Below are 15168 nucleotides of genomic sequence, written 5' to 3' on the forward strand. Positions count from 1 at the left end.
TCAGCATTTATTCGCCGTGCGGAGCATGGCGAATAAATGCTGAACAGTTAGGCATTAATTGAGAGAGCCGTTAATTTTCTAGGTTAATCAATATCGTAGGAGTTGATATGGGCATTGAGGAAAAAATCTTCGAAACTCAATTGGAGAACGGCGTTTTTGATGCCGCAGAAGTTGATTTCGCTGAAGGACTGGCTCGATTGGCAGTAGACAAAGGATACGATTCACTATCGCCGAAACAAAAGGCCGTTTTGGAGCCATATTTGTCCGCTTACTGCTCTGGCGTTACTGATCCCGGCGGGCATCACAATGAATGTGACGCTTTGCTGGAGGGAGAGGATCTTCTAGAGGCTTATCAGTTAAGCGAGGACAGCCAGTCTCTGATGTGTGAGAGCTGTAGGAGTGATCAGGGGTACTACCAGCATCAATGGCAACGAATATCTGAGGAGTGAGCCCAGTCTATAGCTCCTCTTCATCACACAGCCTAACAAGGCCAGGCACGGCGACGCCTACTGCATTGCGGCTTCGCTCCGTTCCGTAGCCGCGCATGCTGGCTGGCGTTAGGGCACAGGGATAGATCGAAGGGGGCCGGATGCTTGACGTCGTAACCACATCGTTTTTCATCAAGTCGCCGACCTTCGATAAGGCCGCATTTGAGTATCACTCGTCGGAGCTTTTCGACCAGTGGGATGCTCAGGTAGAAGCTCATCTGCAGCTGCCGGACTATGCGCTTACCCTTGTCCTTGAAGAAGGTTCGATCAAGGGTAAAGGAAGGGTCGCCGCTGCCGCTGCGGCCTTCTACTTTGGAATCGGGGCATACGGCGACTTCATGTCTGGGCTCGGTACAGTTCGGGATCAGGCAGCCTACATAAGTAACGTGCTGTTCGAGCAAGCAAAAGGCGAATTTGCGTGCAGTAGCGAACGCGGTAATACGAAGCGGACAGGCGGCGAGATCATCTACTTGCAACGTCTTTTCGAACGTGTCCAGCACGGGGCTCTAACACCAGAACAGGCGATACGAGAGGTGAAGAGCCGCTGGGGCGAGGAAGCGGCATCATCACCAGGCTTTATGCGTGAGCTGGCGGCGAACTTGGAAGAAGCGCCCAGATTTCCTGAGCAGCTCTCCTTGATGGATGAGTCATGGCCAGACTGTCTAGACCTCGAGCCACTAGACAAAGAGCCCGGGCCGAGAACGCCTCGCTCACCCGACTTTCCAATCCCTCAACACTATCGAATTGAGATATCGCGACCGAGCAAAGGCGACAAGAGGAAGGTCAAGCTCACAAAGGTACGCTAGCCTTGAGCCCTAACCATTCGTCCAAGCCGACGCCGCTTCGCGGCGCGGCTTAACTCACGCGTTATATCCGCGCTCGCTGAAGGACCGCTTCTGGCCGATTCGAGAATTTTAGGCGATTCTGATGGAGTGGTTTCGTCTGCATATAAACTAAAGTTGGCCTGCTTGAAATTGTCGCTGGCACGTTCATCTGAGTCATGCTGCTGAGGCTTAATTGCAAAGGAAATTGGTGTGTTGCGATTGGCGGAGAAGGCGAGTATATTGACTGTAACATACTGAATGTTCATACAGCAACAGCCTGAGCTCTCTAATAACCATTAGGTTTTTTCATGATCTTAAGCTAATGATTATTTCTCATTCTCAAATCGATCATCGCTATCGTGATGCGAGCCCCAAGCCTCTCGTGCGGATCTCATTATTTAGGTCACGAATCAATGGAGCCCTAAAATATCATGAAGATGGGGTGCCTGAGTCACAGGTGGAAGACGCCCTCTATCTTGATGCTGAGCAGTACCGTAAACGTTACGGAACAAGAAAAACAAATGTCACTGTCGACGGTGAATTAATATCTCTATATGACGCATATCTAGCGTTTCCTGAACCAATCGTGGACTATCGAATCTTTTGGCAGCGAGTAAAACGGCTACAGCGAGATGGTCTACTCGACATCTCAACCATGGAGCAGGCTGCAAGTTTAACTACTGCCCATTGGATAACGATTTTTGGCGGTGGGCGCCGACGAAGTTTTAAATATGAGGGTGATGAGTTTCCTGAACATGTAGGGAGGATATTTTCTAGCGTTACTGCCTTTCTCTTGGAAATTAATAGATATGACGATCGTCACTCAATTTGGGCAAGGCTCAAAAGAGGCTGGGGTCTAGATGAAGCAGTAGTTGAACCGTTAGCGCCACTCGATGATAGGTCTGGCCAAATTTATGTCATTATTTGTTCGGAATCAAAGAAGAAATACATTGGTCTAACTCGAATGTCGCTGCAGCAACGTTGGCGTCATCACGTTCGTGTAGCGATGGAAGGTGACGCGAAGACGCCATTGGCAAAAGCGATTCGGAAATTCGGGGAAGATAATTTCTCGATGGAAGTCATAGAGTCGGAACTAAATCAGGATGAACTTCCCATTCGAGAAAAGTTCTGGATCGATAAGTTAAAAACGCTAGAACCTGGGGGGTTGAATGCGTCACCAGGTGGGCAGATGGGAGGGGGAAAAGGGCGTGCTGTGGAATATGAAGGGGAGTCGTTTAACTCGCTAGAATCTGCCGCAGCGGTGCTCTCGGAGCGCACAGGAATTGCCCGGCACGTAGTATTGCGTCGTCTGTCGCGCGGAGACTCTTTGCCTGAAAGTGCCAGAAAAATGAGCAAACATCCAGAGGCTGGTAGCAACCTTTGGAGGCGTTGGAAATCTCTAATAAATTCTATACGTGCCGGTCGTCGTGAGGGCGTAATTTGTGAGCGTTGGGAGAACTACGACAACTTTTCATCTGACGTGAGGGATGGTTACAAACCAGAGCTTCGACTGATTAGAAAGGACACTTTTAAACCGTGGTGCCAAGACAATTTTGAATGGGTATCAAAGCAAACCGCTGTGGAGATTGTCCACGGCAAGACATACCAAATAGGGGGGGGTCATTCGGTTCACTTGCTTCAGTTGCAAGGGCTCATGGACTTCGCACATCGACGCTTAAGTATCGGATCAATGAACAAGGGTTGTCACTTGAAGATGCCGTGAGGAAGCCGTTAAGTGCGAATTCGAAGTACGCCCGTAATGCCCCGATTGTGCTGGATGGAAAAGAGTTTTTATCCGAAAATCAAGCTGCAAAATACGCATCCGAACGCTACGGAATTACATTCCATCAAGCTCGAGACCGTATTCGAAGAAAAAGACCACTATCAGGAAAGGACCACGGAAATACATAATATGTGTGGAGCGGACGCTCAGTCTGCTGCGCGTTCTTGGCTCATGCTCCGGTGCTGCTGAACAAAGATGCTATCAACAAATAAGCATGTGCTAAAAGCCCGCTCTTGTCCGATTTCTGCCTGTTAGTAATTTCTTTAGTAGCTTGTGTTTCTCTGTTGCCGGTTCCTTGAAGAATCTTTCACCCCAATTGCTGGCCCCATCTATTGAACGAAGCTACAGCGGCTCTTGCAAGGTGGTTTCGGTCAGGATAATGCGACGAATCTTGGTCATTCTGCCCTCTTCAATCACGCAGAAAATCTTCGCTTCCATAACCCCATGTGCAGACTGTTCTGGCCGATTTGCAACTGTTCTAATTGTCTGCATTAGTTTGATTTCTCCTGTGATTGCCGGTTCATGAGCCACCAGGTTGCCTTCCTCAAGCGATAAAACGCCGAAGCGTCGGACCTCCCTAAAGGAGCTACAAGGCCGGTGTTCAGCGCTGGTGTCAAGCTCAGCGAAGCCGGCAATTCTCTCCCTCGATGTCCAGGGTAGTGGGCGGTGGGGCAGCCGATCCAGCATTGCCGTGGTACCTGATCCGTACGCCCGCTAATGTGGGAGGAGGAGCGCGGTGAGGCGCCGTGCTATCTCAGCCACCGTGGCAACGAAAGTCGCGAGGCGCTTGAACAGCGACGGGTCATGAACGAAAACCGCTACACGTTTGAACCCATTGGGGTGATACGTTCCCCGCTGACCAGTCGCAAGGAGGCGCCCCGCCAGGGAGATGAAGGGGCTCCGGAGGCGTGGCTGGAGCTTATCACTCCGGTGGCGGAAGGGCTTGAGGGCATCACGGCCGGCGACGAGCTTATCGTCCTGACCTGGCTTCACCGCGCGCCGCGATGTGCTCAAGGTGCATCCACGCCGGAGGCGCGAGGCGTCGTTGATTGGCGTCTTCGCGACGCGCTCGCCGGATCGCCCCAACCCCGTGGGGCTGCATCGGGTTGCGGTCCTGGAGGTCGCCGGGCAGAGGCTGAGGGTTGCACCCATGGAGGCAATCGACGGGACACCGATCATCGACATCAAGCCTGTGCTCAGAAATATCGAGGAAAGGTGAAGTACCTGCTACTGATCTACCAGAACGAGACCGTCATGCTGGCCCTGCGCAAGGAAGGGATGGGCCAGATGCACGCCGCCTACCTGGCCTACACCGAAGCAATGCACTGTATTGCTGACGGTGTTTGAGGGCTTTGCTGATGAAAAAAATTCTACTCCTCGTGGTTTCGCATGTGCTGGTTGGGGCGGTGGGGTTCGCCATTGGTATCTACACGCTACCCATCCTGATCGCGCCGCCGCCTCCGTCGCTGGAGGAGCTGGAGGCGCACAGCCAGCAGGCCGTATACACAGGGGAGTTCCAGCGTGACCTCGAGGGCAGCGATCTGCTGCACTGGGGGGAAGGTCGCGTGTCGGTTGGACCCCAAAGCATCGTCCTGGTTGGCAAGCTCGCCCCGGGGCCAGACTACAAGCTGTACCTCTCGCCCGAGTTCGTCGAAACCGGGGCAGAGTTCGAGCGTCTCAAGGAGCACATGGTGCGGGTTGGCGACGTCAGGACCTTCGAGAATTTCCTCGTCACCGTGCCCGAATCGGTGGATCCGGCGCGTTACAACACCGTCATCGTATGGTGCGAGTCGTTTGCACAGTTCATCACCGCCGCCCGCTATCGATAGTCGCTGGGCTTTCCCAGTCCGGTAGACACTCCGGCGCTCGAGCCAGTCGAATCCTGTCAGCGTTCGCGGTGTCCGCGAATCAACCGCACAAGACTCCTCTCGCCTGGCTGGAAGGTGCTGTTCACCACGGCAATGTCCCCGGCATCGCTCACGGCAAGCTTGCGCATCAGCATCCCCTGCAGGCTGCCGTTGAATCCCGGCTCCGACGCCCCGCTGTGCGGCACGAACTCCGGCGCAGCGAAGTGTTCACCGCCATCCGTTGAATGCGTCATGCCGAGCCCTCGGGACCGATGGCCCGGACGGGGGAACAACTCCCAGAGCACATACAGGTTAGCGCCTGACACCGCCAGCGACGGAAAGCCGACGCTGGCGAACCGTTCGGCATGCGCGCTGGAAATGTCCTCCGGCGCGCGGAAGCGCTCGCCGGCGCGTGCCCGGGTGTAGCGAATATGCGCCCGTTGCCAGGGGCCGTCCGGACTTTCGGCGTACACCAGGTGCACGATACCGTCGCCGTCCACCGCGAGTTTCGGCGCGTCCGCATGTCCACCGGTCGCGTCCACGGTACGGGGCGTCTCGAACGACTCGCCCCGGCTGTCGGAAACCGTGTAGCGAATATCGGCTGCCGGGTCCTCGCCGACGGTCCATGCCAGATGTACCCGTCCGTCGCCGTCCACGACGAGACTCGGCGCGCGGGCGGGGAGGTCGCCATCACCGGCGATATGCTTCGGCGCCGAGAAGGTGCGGCCGCCATCGCTGGAACGGCTGATCCGCAGCCTGCCTTCATACTCCGTCCAGGCCACCCAGACCTCCCCGTCGGGCCCTTCCGTCAGATCCAGGCTGCCGTTGTCCCAGCGCCGGGTGGTCAGCCGTCCCTTGCCTGCTCCGTGCTGCGTGTTGGAGAGATTGATCGGCGCGCTGAACGTTGCGCCGCCGTCTTGCGAACGGGCGAACAGGATCTCGCCGCCGTGCGTGCCACCAGAGAAGATGATCTCCTGCCAGAGCACGTAAACGCTGTCCGGTGTGTTGGCGGCCATGTGCACGCGCGGGAGCCAGGAGAACGTATCGGCGCTGCGCGATATGTTGGTCGGAGCATCGAGTTGCGGTTCGCCGTCGCGGTCGTAGCGCTGCAAGAACACCTCCTGCTGCGCCTGGTCGGCCCAGACGACCGCTGCCATGCCGTCCTCGTGCAACGCTACCGAAGCGTCATCCACGTAGCGGAAATCCGACGCGTTCATGCGCCAGGGGCCCCTGTGGGCCTCTCCGGTGGCCACCTCCAGGGCGGCGTGCCAGACGATCTCGGTGCTTTCCCCGGACTCGGCCACCGGCGACAGTAATGCAAGCACCAGCGCGATGACGGCGCCGGCGGTGGCCGGCGCTATGCCGCGGCCACGTGAAGACGACACCCTCGCCCGACACTGGTCCTGGTACTCCTGCATCGCTGCTTACCCGGTACGGAGTCAATGACAGCCTCGACGCGCTGCTGCCGTGGCAGTGGAAGGCGACCCTACCGATCTGAATCAGCCCCGAACAGCTGGGATTCGTGGATCGCTCATGCACATCGCTGCGTGGGTCGTGTCCTGGCTCACGCCATCAACGCCCTGTGGCTGTGCTCCAGCTGACGCTGGGCCTCGGCCAGCGTGTGGGTCTTGCCGCTCCAAGGCAGACGATCGCCTGCGCGGTAGATGTGGTACTCGTCCTGGCATCGGTCCTCGTCGTCCAGGATCTCGTAGCGGTGGATCTCGTCGCCGAACTCGTTGCACCACCAGTCGGCAGGGAACTTGGTCCAGTACATGACATCACCTCCATAGGCGCCTCAGCGCCAGGATGCTCCAGTTCACAACAGCGCGCTTGCACTCGGCTTTGATCTCGTGTGCTTGGCGGGCTTCACGCGCCGTCTCGAGCTCGTCGATCATGCTGATATCCCTTGCGCATTGCCGACGTCGCCATTCGGATACATACAGAGACCGTGTGGAAACAATCGGTAACATATAGTCTAGTAAAAATGCACCAGCTTGCCCACTAGAATCTTGAGCTTTCATACCTCACGGCTTGAAAGGCTGATCTACCACGAGACCTCGCGGGTGCGCCAGCGCATCAACGGCGAGGAGCACTTCACGCCCTAGGCGGCGCTCAGCCGAAGGTGCCAGCTTCCTACGACTTTTTTCTCAGGCTTCGGCTACGCAGGCCGATGCATCCTTTAGTAAGCTTTCTGTAAATGAATGTTTCCAATCGGATTCCCATGGCATTCCGATGGAGGCACGCCGGCGGCCTGCGACCGCCAATAGGGGAGGGGGCTGTTGAGCGGCACCCCTGGGCAGTAGCGTGCCCGAATTCCTCGATATTCCCTTATCCCAGAGGGCTGCGCACGCCGGCAAAGCGCGCAAGCGCGCGAATCCTGCATAGGTAGTCGAACCATACTTAGGTGTTAGCGAAATCAATAGGTTAGGGTAGAAGGGGCAAGCTCGCTAACCTTGTTGAACGCGCAGGCGTGTTCATCCAACATCAGAGCGTGCAGACTAATCACTGTTATAGGTACATTGATGCGTGACCCCGAAGAGTGTATAGAGCAAGCCGAACACAGCATGATGTTTCTCGCGACATTTTCGAGATCATACTATTCGTTCTATGCAATCTGGGAGCATTTGGATAGTCTTGATGAAGACGCGGGGTATCTTTTCCCTTTCAGGAGCATCTGCAACGCGCTCTTAGGGGATGCGGCACTATCGTGGTGCAAAGTGTTCGGGTCAAATGCGGAAGGCACCCACTGGAAAGCTGCGGCATTGAACCAAGATGATTTCCGTAAACAGTTATTCACACAGCTTGGAGTAACTGATTCTGATTTCACGGCGTACTGGCGACAGATAAAACGGTTCAGAGACGAGGCTATAGCGCACTTCAACGTAAAAAACTTCGAGTCAAACCATGTTCCGTCATTTGATCTCGCAATGGAGTCCGCAGCAGTTGCGCACAGATTGCTGCGCTTACAGTTCCCAGAAACCGTCAATTATACGGGCCCGTTGTGTTTGCACGAGTATGGAAGGCAAGTCGCAAGTCGGATCATCGAACGGCTGTTGCTATAACAATGCCAAGCACGGCGACGGCTTTTCCGTTGCGGCTTCGCCTCCACTACAATGCCGCGCGTGCTGCGGGCGTTATGCATCAAGGAGATAGCTTTGAATAAAATTACGGTTTCTGACAAGTTCGCGCTCTTTGACGAAGAATGGACTCCGAAAGTCATAGCGGAGTCAAATGGGCAATTGGTGAAGTTGGCGAAAGGCAGTGGTGAACTAGTTTGGCATTCTCACGAGAACGAAGATGAGTTATTTCTCGTATTCAAAGGCCAGCTTACGATCAGATTGAAAGACCGGGATGTTGTGCTTGGCCCTGGAGAAATGTTCGTCGTTCCAAAACGCGTAGAACATTGCCCCCTTGCGGAACCGGATACGCACTTTATGATGATTGAGCCCGCGAGTACACAACATACCGGATCACATCAAACGGAAGTCACCGTTGCGGCCGATGAGCAAGAGTGGATTTGATGCGTTAGGCAATCGTCACGATGAAATGGATCGCTATTCTTTTGCTGGTTACTCCTGCCATTGCACTATCAGAGACTGAGCTGGAGTTTCACCTGTGTTCGTCCTATGTGCAGCAGTCAGCGGTAGGGGAACAGGTAGACCGCGGCTGGCCGGTTTTCGTCAAGTTGACGGAACTTGGTGCCACGAGCTTTGAGAAATTTACGAAAACAAACAGTAGCAGAATGAGCCGCATTGTTGTCGGTGGTCGCGAGTTCTCTAGGGCGACAATATGGGCGCCAATTCTTGGTAGAAACTTACAAGTGACATTCAGTTCTCAAGAAGTTGCTACGGCATGGCAGCGAACTCTGGCAGGAAAATTACCGGCCGGTCCGTGCGGTGCGAGGAACTGAGAAATTGCTAACCAGGTGTTCCAGTTCGTTCTGCGGCCTCCACCGGACGCACCTGTCGGGCCGCCGCTTATTTTCGCGTTAGACCGCTACGAGGAACCCTTATGACGAATGGTACACGCAGTCTGGAGCTCTCATTTCATCACGAGGAAACTGTGATCCTGCCCGCGGACCCGGCAACGGTGTTCGCGTTCGCGGACGACCACCGCAACCTCGCAGGCCACATGAAAAAGAACAGCATCATGATGGCCGGCGGCAAGTTCACCACCGATGTTGACGACGCCCACGGAAAGGCCCTTGGTAGCCACATCCGCATGCGCGGACACGTCTTGGGCATCCGCCTCGAAGTGGACGAGGTAGTGACTGAGCGCGACCCGCCAACGCACAAGGCATGGGCAACGGTCGGCACCCCCAAGCTCATCGTTATTGGACACTACAAGATGGCATTCGACATCGAACCCGCAACGGAAGGCAGCGTCTTCAGGGTGAGCATCCACTACGAGCTTCCCGAGAGAAACAAGTGGATTGGAACGCGCCTCGGGAAAGGCTACGCGCGCTGGTGCGTGCGACAGGTAACCGGGGATGTCCAGCGGCACTTCACCGCTTCTTGAAGGCCGGTGGGCACGTCGAAGCCGGCTATAGTCGCGCGGCGCGGTCTAACGAGCGTTTGCACCTGACACGTCCGATTTCGCGGGCGCGCAGGTGAAACGCATGGCGTTAGGTGCTAATGCATCCGGTGCCTAGCCCAACAAAATAGCAGGATGCGGAGCGGTGATTATGAAAACAATTATTCTTGCATTAACGCTGCTGGTTTTTAGTAGCACAGCTCTTGCCCATGGAGGGGGGTGTCGCAAAAGCTCGCCCCCGGGGCAGTGTTGCCACATGGATAACAGAGCTGGCGCTGTTCACTGCCACTGAGCATGCAGATTGTATTCGTTCATCCTGCGGGCAATGCCCCACGAGTTTCTCGATGATGGCGTCATGTTCGCCGAAGAAAGGCGCCGAGGCCCGCCCCTATGGGGTCAGACCCCAGACTCATCGCCAGGCGTGTCATGGTGCCCGTGGCGAGCGGATTCGACGCCGCCGGGGTCTGACCCCCTAGGGCCTCCCGGCGCTGGCAGTCACCCTCAACATGCTGATTCTTCAGTAAGACTCCTGGGATTCGTCAGGCCGGTGACACCCGGTTGACGGAGACGATGCTGCCGCTCCAGATCATCTCATAGTGGGCGGTTTGCACGATGGACGTGACCGGCCTCGGGGGCATGAGGCCCCAGCAGGTCGCCCCGGGAGCGCGTACGGACGGGTAGCGCAGTCCCGGCCCTCCCTCCTCCTTGAGCGCCAGCCCCAGCTGGCGGGAAGCGCTGTAGTCCACCGGCGAGTAGATCGGATCCTCCCTGGGGATCGGCAGGCCATCCACCTTCCCGGCCTCCTCGAGATCACACGCCAGGCCGCGGAACACGAAGCGCTCGAAGCTCAGGTCGGGGACATTGCGCCAGTACGTCTCCTGGTGATGCCGAACCTCGGCCAGGGCCGTGTCGATGGTGTCTCCCAGGTACAGGACGCCGAAGCTACCGTCACTGAAGCGCGAGCCATCGAGGTTCACATGGGTGAACGGCGCCACCGCGTAGGAGCACCCCGAGATGCCGAAGGGGATCTCCTCGGTCGGGATCAAATTGAGCTTGCCGGCCTCGCTCTGCAGCCTAGGCCCGCTTCGACCGCACCAGCCAGTGCCTGGCGATGGCGAAGGCCACCACGTAACAGGCGGCCCCTGCCACCAGGGCCGCGCTCTGGCCGATATGGATGGAGAGCAGCGGCGCCAGTGACGCCCCCAGCACCGAGGTGAAGCCGTTGATGCCCCATGCCCAGGGAATCCAGCGGTCCTGCCCGGCGAGTTGACGCAACGCCCAGGGGAAGGGGCGGCCCATGGCCCAGGCCAGGGGCAGCAACAAGGCGACCAGCAGTGCCAGGCGCCACGCCAATGGCGGGGTACTCAGGGCATGTACGGCCATAAACGGCACCAGGGCCAGCGCCAGACCCACGGCTACGGCGAGATAGATCCGCCCCAGACTGGCGCGGCTGGCGTCTGCCGGCGTCATGGCGCTGCCGATGCCGGAGCCGATCAGGAAGGTGGCGAAGACCAGTGCCGCGGCAAGCACCGGCTCCCCCAGGTACAGGATCAAGCGCTGGAAGACCACCAGCTCCACGACGATGTAGCCCAGGCCGAGTGCGCTGAAATACCCAGCGACCGAGAGCCGGCCGAAGGGGCGCTGGATCGCCGGTAACCGCCCCAGCGGCACCAGGACCAGCAGGAACGCCAGCACGGCGACGACCACGGTGGTCACCACCGACAGGATCAGGGTCCAGTCGAGATAGCTCCAGCCGCGTCCGCCCAGTTCGCGGACCAGCCGCGGCGTCTCGCCCCAGGCCAGGGATCGCCATGGGTAGGGGCGGTCGAGCTCGGCCGGCGCGGCATGGAACAGGCGTGTGGCCGGCGGCAACGGTCGTCGCTCGAACAACGCGCGGGCGATGTCGTGGAACACGGGGGAGTCCAAGCGGTGATACCGATTGGCCTGCTCGCGGGCCTGGCCAGGCCACCAGGCGACGTCGAAGCGCCAGCGCTCGGCGAAGTCCCGCAGGGCGGCGATGTCCGCCTCGGCCAGTGGCCGCGGCGAGGCCAGGATCAGCAACGCCTGCAGGCCACGCAGCACGGCCACGTGGTCGCCCGGCGCCGCCGCCCCCTGCCGATGCAGGGCCCGCTCCAGGGTGGCCATCACGCGGGGGTAATAGCGGGGCGGGTCGTCGAGCGGCAGCGGAATGGCGAGCAGGCCGTCGGCCTCCAGCCGCGCCAGGGCGAGCGCCAGGCCGGCCACCGTGAGGACATAGTCCTCGGCGGCGGCGTCGCCTTCCTCCCAGGCCGCGTCGAAGGCGATGACCGAATAGGGGCCGTCGGGGGCGGTGACCAGATGCCGCCAGGCGCCATCCTCGACCAGCGTGATCCCGGCCTCGCTCGCGCCACGCGCCCGGGCGATCTCGAGCAGACGACCGTCGGCCTCCACCCAGGTGACCGCCCGGCCGCCGGCGGCGACCGGGGTCTGCCAGGCGCCGCTGCCCAGCACCAGTAGCCGCCCGTGGGGGCGCAATTGCCGGGGCAGCCCGGCCAGCGAGGCGCGCCTATGCGCCGCGTCGACCGGCCAGCGGCGCACCAGGGGCACCACCCGATCGCTGCCGACCACCGCCACGTCCACCGACGGCACGCTCTCGGTCCAGCCCAGGCTCAGGCCCGGCGCGTAGCGCAGGCTATCGGCCCGCAACAGGGTCAACCGGCCCGGCAGGCCGGAGTGGACCGCCAGGGTTTCCACCCCGGGCAGCTCGCCTATCCGCGACAAGGCCTTGAAATCCGAGACGGCGGGTTCCGGTGGACGCACGGCGGCGATCAGGGCCAGCGCCAGGCCCAGGACACACGCCGCCCCCGCCACCCGCTGCCCGCGAACCCATCCGATCACGCTCCCCAGGGCGAACAGCAGCACGGCGACCACCGCCAGCGCCATGGCCACCGGCACGGTCGCCAGCAGTAGCGCGGCCCCCAGGCTGCCAATGCCGCTGCCGAGCAGATTGGCCGCATACAGGCCCCGGGTGCGCTCGGGCCAGCGCAGGAACACCTGGCCGATCGCCAGGCCGGCCCCGTAGAAGGGCACGAAGGCCGCGAGGTCCACCAGCAGCAGGCGCACCAGCTCGCCCAGGTCCCAACCGGCGAACACCGGGCGCAAGGTGACCCGAGACTGCACCACGAGCAGCAGCAGGAAACCGGCGCCGGTCACCCCCAGCCCGGTGAGAAACCAGCCATCGCCGCGGCTGAAGGGGTAGCGCCCGGCCAGGGCCAGGGTGGTGCCCGCCGCCCCCAGGCCCAGCAACGCCAGGGCAATGGCCAGCCCGGCGAAGTGGTACCAGTGGCTGAACTCGAACAGCCGCAACAGCAGGACTTCAAGGGCCAGCAACGCCGCGGAGACGCCGGCCACGGCCACCAGGTCGAGTCGCCCCGGTGTCTCCCGCCCCACCATCAGTGGTCACCGGTCAGCGGTACGAAACGCACCGACGCCAGGTTGCGGGTGCTCACCTCACCGTCGGCATTCTTCTCCACCAGCAGCAGGTTCTGGATCCAGCCGGCGCGTCCCACCGGGATCACCATGCGCCCGCCGGGACGCAGCTGGGCCACCAGCGGCGGAGGGGTGTGGGAGGCCGCGGCCGTGACGACGACGGCATCGAAGGGCGCACGTGCCGCGTGGCCGTGGTAACCGTCGCCGTGCAGCACGGTGATATTGCGATAGCCCATGCCCTGGAGACGTTCGGCGGCGCTGTCGGCCAACTCACGGATGATCTCGATCGTGACCACCTCACCGACGATCTCGGCAAGGATCGCCGCCTGGTAGCCGGAGCCCGTCCCCACCTCCAGCACGCGATCATCGGCGCCCAGTTCCAGCCGCTCGGTCATGTAGGCGACGGTGTAGGGCTGGGAGATCGTCTGGCCGTGGCCGATCGGCTGGGGCTCATCCTCATAGGCGCTGCGTGCCGACACCCTCGGCGCGAAGCGGTGCCGCGGTACGCGTCGCATGGCCGCGAGCACGGCCTCGTCCGCCACCCCGCGGTCCTCGATCTGGTCGCGTACCATCGTCGCCCTGAGCTCGACGAACTCATCGTCGTCGAAATCCGGACGGGGAGGGGCCTGCTCCGGAGGGGAAGCCTGCAGGAGCACCGTGACCTCCTGCGCGGCAGCCGGGGCACAGGCAACCAGGGCCGCCAGCAGCGCGGCGCGAATCCAGCCGGCTTGCGAAGATGCCTGGACCATCGCCGGCTCCCCTTTTCGGCCCCCGGATTCAAAGGATAGGCCACGATCGACGACGGCAACGGCAGCAGATCCCGCGCGATCTGCCCGCTGTCAGATTTTGACGACGGGATACTGTCGGCAATGGCTGACACGGAATGATGTGATGGCGCACCCCCAGACCGCACCGAAGCCGCTACCCTGCCAAGGTTGACCATAGAGGGTGTGCCATGAGCGTGAAGCGCTGCGTATTTACATTTCGCTCAACCGAGGTCGAGCTGTTACTCACGCGAGACCCTGACACGAGGGAGTGGCTCGCCACCATGAACTGGTATCTGGACGAGTCGCCAGAGCCGAAGGTTCACCCGATGGCGCCACTGGCCGCTACGCTCGACGAGGACGCGGCCTGGGGCTGCGCCCTGGACTGGGCGAGCCTGAAGATCGATGAAGCCTGGTTGTCCGTCATCGGTGCTCACGTCCACGTGTGACGAACAAGAAAAGCCCCGGCTCGTAGCCGGGGCAACCCATCCGCAAGACAGGAACCACCTACACTCGTATTAGCCATCCACCGGCACCAGGCAGCGATGTCGATATCGGCCGCGACCGCCTGAGAGGAGCCCTAGTGAGCGGTACCTTCCGGCGGTAGCGTGCCTGTTCGGAAATTTCACCCCGCGCTTGGCAGGGCAACGGTTTTCGTAGGAGCGCAGGGCTGCCGCGCGATTGACTACCCCAATACGGACCCAGTTCAGGTTGAAGCACTGGTTTTTGTAGGAGCCAGGCTCCGCCGGGCGATCGGCGTCGCAGGCGCCCGGCGCGGCCGTTCCGCAACATGCTGAACAGTTATGACTAAGGAAAGCAACGTGCAGAAAAAGGAAGTTTCGGAGTACATTCTTGACCAATGCCGGGGAGTAGTAGCGGTCGATGCTTGGGGAGAGTAGTCGTTCTTCTACAACCCTGGTCGGCGACTTCCTCGAGGTGTTTATTATGCAACACTCAAGGACAAGGATGGGGATAATGACAAGGGTTCGAATCTCAATCGTGAGGGCGTGTTACGCTTCAATTTCGGCATAAGTAAATCGTCCTACGAAGAAGCATTGGGGAAAAGGCCTGCCAGGGCCGCTGCAGGTGGGGGTGAATACGGGCCATAATTTCACCGAGTCAAATACGCTGTTACCGCACCCGGTATACGCATGGATGTCTTGGGTATGTGTTCTCAATCCCGACAAAGCCATGATCCAAGAGTTGGAACCTTTGCTGAATGAGTCCTATGATCTTGTGGTCAAGAAGTATGCTAAACGCATCAGTTAATAAACAAATTACTTTCAAGACCCGGAAGGTCATTGCTGGGAAGTTGCATACAACCCTTACCAGGACTTGACGTAATGGCGGAGCCATCAGCAGTTCCTAACAATGCCAGTCACGGAGACGGCTACTGCATTGCGGCTTCGCTCCATTCCGTAGCCGCGCGTGCTGAGCGGCGTTAGGCGTCGATCCAAATGG

16 protein-coding genes and 1 pseudogene are annotated in these 15168 nt (G+C 59.6%); 11 read left to right on the forward strand and 6 right to left on the reverse strand.

The window, feature by feature from the left end; all coding sequences use genetic code 11:
- The first annotated feature begins 107 nt into the window (after positions 1 to 107).
- The 3 genes from C1H66_RS20690 (at position 108) to C1H66_RS20700 (ending at position 3035) form a co-directional block, all read left to right on the forward strand.
- On the forward strand, positions 108 to 449 hold the full coding sequence (locus C1H66_RS20690; protein WP_102629762.1) for a hypothetical protein: 342 nt from the start codon (positions 108 to 110) through the stop codon (positions 447 to 449).
- A 140-nt stretch (positions 450 to 589) separates the two neighbouring features.
- Positions 590 to 1294: a hypothetical protein gene (locus C1H66_RS20695; protein ID WP_102629763.1), complete on the forward strand. Its 705-nt coding sequence runs from the start codon at positions 590 to 592 to the stop codon at positions 1292 to 1294.
- Between the two features lie 340 nt (positions 1295 to 1634).
- On the forward strand, positions 1635 to 3035 hold the full coding sequence (locus tag C1H66_RS20700) for a GIY-YIG nuclease family protein (protein ID WP_102629764.1): 1401 nt from the start codon (positions 1635 to 1637) through the stop codon (positions 3033 to 3035).
- Positions 3036 to 3437: 402 nt separating this feature from the next.
- On the opposite strand, the gene C1H66_RS22705 is transcribed toward C1H66_RS20700, so the two are convergent.
- Positions 3438 to 3626 (reverse strand): hypothetical protein, encoded by a 189-nt coding sequence (locus C1H66_RS22705; RefSeq protein ID WP_146010757.1) that lies wholly within the window; start codon positions 3624 to 3626, stop codon positions 3438 to 3440.
- Between the two features lie 273 nt (positions 3627 to 3899).
- Between C1H66_RS22705 and C1H66_RS23335 the strand changes: the two genes are divergently transcribed.
- Positions 3900 to 4442 carry an SAM-dependent methyltransferase gene (locus C1H66_RS23335; RefSeq protein ID WP_240618417.1) on the forward strand — a complete coding sequence of 181 codons (543 nt, stop codon included), beginning with the start codon at positions 3900 to 3902 and terminating at the stop codon, positions 4440 to 4442.
- Positions 4443 to 4453: 11 nt separating this feature from the next.
- The gene (locus tag C1H66_RS20710) at positions 4454 to 4924 is read left to right on the forward strand and encodes a DM13 domain-containing protein (RefSeq protein ID WP_102629765.1); all 471 of its coding nucleotides are present in this window, start codon (positions 4454 to 4456) and stop codon (positions 4922 to 4924) included.
- Between the two features lie 56 nt (positions 4925 to 4980).
- Here the strand turns inward: C1H66_RS20710 and C1H66_RS20715 are convergent, their stop codons facing one another.
- Positions 4981 to 6360: a sialidase family protein gene (locus C1H66_RS20715; protein WP_102629766.1), complete on the reverse strand. Its 1380-nt coding sequence runs from the start codon at positions 6358 to 6360 to the stop codon at positions 4981 to 4983.
- Between the two features lie 146 nt (positions 6361 to 6506).
- Positions 6507 to 6716, reverse strand: a complete 210-nt coding sequence (locus C1H66_RS20720; protein WP_102629767.1) for a hypothetical protein — start codon at positions 6714 to 6716, stop codon at positions 6507 to 6509.
- Between the two features lie 748 nt (positions 6717 to 7464).
- Between C1H66_RS20720 and C1H66_RS22710 the strand changes: the two genes are divergently transcribed.
- From C1H66_RS22710 to C1H66_RS20730, 3 genes are all read left to right on the forward strand, one after another.
- Positions 7465 to 8004, forward strand: a complete 540-nt coding sequence (locus C1H66_RS22710) for a hypothetical protein (RefSeq protein WP_146010758.1) — start codon at positions 7465 to 7467, stop codon at positions 8002 to 8004.
- A 93-nt stretch (positions 8005 to 8097) separates the two neighbouring features.
- The gene (locus C1H66_RS20725; RefSeq protein WP_102629768.1) at positions 8098 to 8463 is read left to right on the forward strand and encodes a cupin domain-containing protein; all 366 of its coding nucleotides are present in this window, start codon (positions 8098 to 8100) and stop codon (positions 8461 to 8463) included.
- A gap of 490 nt (positions 8464 to 8953) precedes the next feature.
- On the forward strand, positions 8954 to 9460 hold the full coding sequence (locus tag C1H66_RS20730) for an SRPBCC family protein (protein ID WP_102629769.1): 507 nt from the start codon (positions 8954 to 8956) through the stop codon (positions 9458 to 9460).
- Positions 9461 to 10014: 554 nt separating this feature from the next.
- Here the strand turns inward: C1H66_RS20730 and C1H66_RS20735 are convergent.
- Genes C1H66_RS20735 through C1H66_RS20745 form a run of 3 tightly spaced genes read right to left on the reverse strand, consistent with a single transcriptional unit; the run spans position 10015 to position 13692 of the window.
- Positions 10015 to 10521: an RES family NAD+ phosphorylase gene (locus tag C1H66_RS20735; RefSeq protein ID WP_240618418.1), complete on the reverse strand. Its 507-nt coding sequence runs from the start codon at positions 10519 to 10521 to the stop codon at positions 10015 to 10017.
- 28 nt (positions 10522 to 10549) lie between these two features.
- Positions 10550 to 12907, reverse strand: coding sequence for a hypothetical protein (locus C1H66_RS20740; protein ID WP_102629771.1), 2358 nt, complete (start codon positions 12905 to 12907; stop codon positions 10550 to 10552).
- Positions 12907 to 13692, reverse strand: coding sequence for a protein-L-isoaspartate(D-aspartate) O-methyltransferase (locus C1H66_RS20745; RefSeq protein ID WP_102629772.1), 786 nt, complete (start codon positions 13690 to 13692; stop codon positions 12907 to 12909). Before C1H66_RS20745 ends, C1H66_RS20740 begins: the two co-directional genes overlap by 1 nt.
- Before the next feature lie 206 nt (positions 13693 to 13898).
- Between C1H66_RS20745 and C1H66_RS20750 the strand changes: the two genes are divergently transcribed.
- The 3 genes and pseudogenes from C1H66_RS20750 (at position 13899) to C1H66_RS23575 (ending at position 14976) form a co-directional block, all read left to right on the forward strand.
- Entirely contained in the window at positions 13899 to 14156 is a 258-nt protein-coding gene (locus tag C1H66_RS20750; RefSeq protein ID WP_102629773.1) for a hypothetical protein, read from the forward strand.
- A 513-nt stretch (positions 14157 to 14669) separates the two neighbouring features.
- Positions 14670 to 14816, forward strand: a pseudogene (locus C1H66_RS23570) (DUF6194 family protein); the annotation flags it as partial.
- Between the two features lie 46 nt (positions 14817 to 14862).
- Positions 14863 to 14976, forward strand: coding sequence for a DUF6194 family protein (locus tag C1H66_RS23575; RefSeq protein ID WP_370741305.1), 114 nt, complete (start codon positions 14863 to 14865; stop codon positions 14974 to 14976).
- Positions 14977 to 15168: the final 192 nt, after the last annotated feature.

The organism is Halomonas heilongjiangensis (assembly GCF_002879645.1).
Classification (GTDB): Bacteria; Pseudomonadota; Gammaproteobacteria; order Pseudomonadales; family Halomonadaceae; genus Halomonas; species Halomonas heilongjiangensis.

What these genes read in the sequence shown, in the direction of transcription:
- C1H66_RS20690 (WP_102629762.1), top strand. Translation starts at nt 108, where the DNA reads ATGGGCATTGAGGAAAAAATCTTCGAAACTCAATTGGAGAACGGCGTT.
- C1H66_RS20695 (WP_102629763.1), top strand. Translation starts at nt 590, where the DNA reads ATGCTTGACGTCGTAACCACATCGTTTTTCATCAAGTCGCCGACCTTC.
- C1H66_RS20700 (WP_102629764.1), top strand. Translation starts at nt 1,635, where the DNA reads ATGATTATTTCTCATTCTCAAATCGATCATCGCTATCGTGATGCGAGC.
- C1H66_RS23335 (WP_240618417.1), top strand. Translation starts at nt 3,900, where the DNA reads ATGAACGAAAACCGCTACACGTTTGAACCCATTGGGGTGATACGTTCC.
- C1H66_RS20710 (WP_102629765.1), top strand. Translation starts at nt 4,454, where the DNA reads ATGAAAAAAATTCTACTCCTCGTGGTTTCGCATGTGCTGGTTGGGGCG.
- C1H66_RS20715 (WP_102629766.1), bottom strand. Translation starts at nt 6,360, where the DNA reads ATGCAGGAGTACCAGGACCAGTGTCGGGCGAGGGTGTCGTCTTCACGT.
- C1H66_RS20720 (WP_102629767.1), bottom strand. Translation starts at nt 6,716, where the DNA reads ATGTACTGGACCAAGTTCCCTGCCGACTGGTGGTGCAACGAGTTCGGC.
- C1H66_RS22710 (WP_146010758.1), top strand. Translation starts at nt 7,465, where the DNA reads ATGCGTGACCCCGAAGAGTGTATAGAGCAAGCCGAACACAGCATGATG.
- C1H66_RS20730 (WP_102629769.1), top strand. Translation starts at nt 8,954, where the DNA reads ATGACGAATGGTACACGCAGTCTGGAGCTCTCATTTCATCACGAGGAA.
- C1H66_RS20740 (WP_102629771.1), bottom strand. Translation starts at nt 12,907, where the DNA reads ATGGTGGGGCGGGAGACACCGGGGCGACTCGACCTGGTGGCCGTGGCC.
- C1H66_RS20745 (WP_102629772.1), bottom strand. Translation starts at nt 13,692, where the DNA reads ATGGTCCAGGCATCTTCGCAAGCCGGCTGGATTCGCGCCGCGCTGCTG.
- C1H66_RS20750 (WP_102629773.1), top strand. Translation starts at nt 13,899, where the DNA reads ATGAGCGTGAAGCGCTGCGTATTTACATTTCGCTCAACCGAGGTCGAG.
- C1H66_RS23575 (WP_370741305.1), top strand. Translation starts at nt 14,863, where the DNA reads ATGTCTTGGGTATGTGTTCTCAATCCCGACAAAGCCATGATCCAAGAG.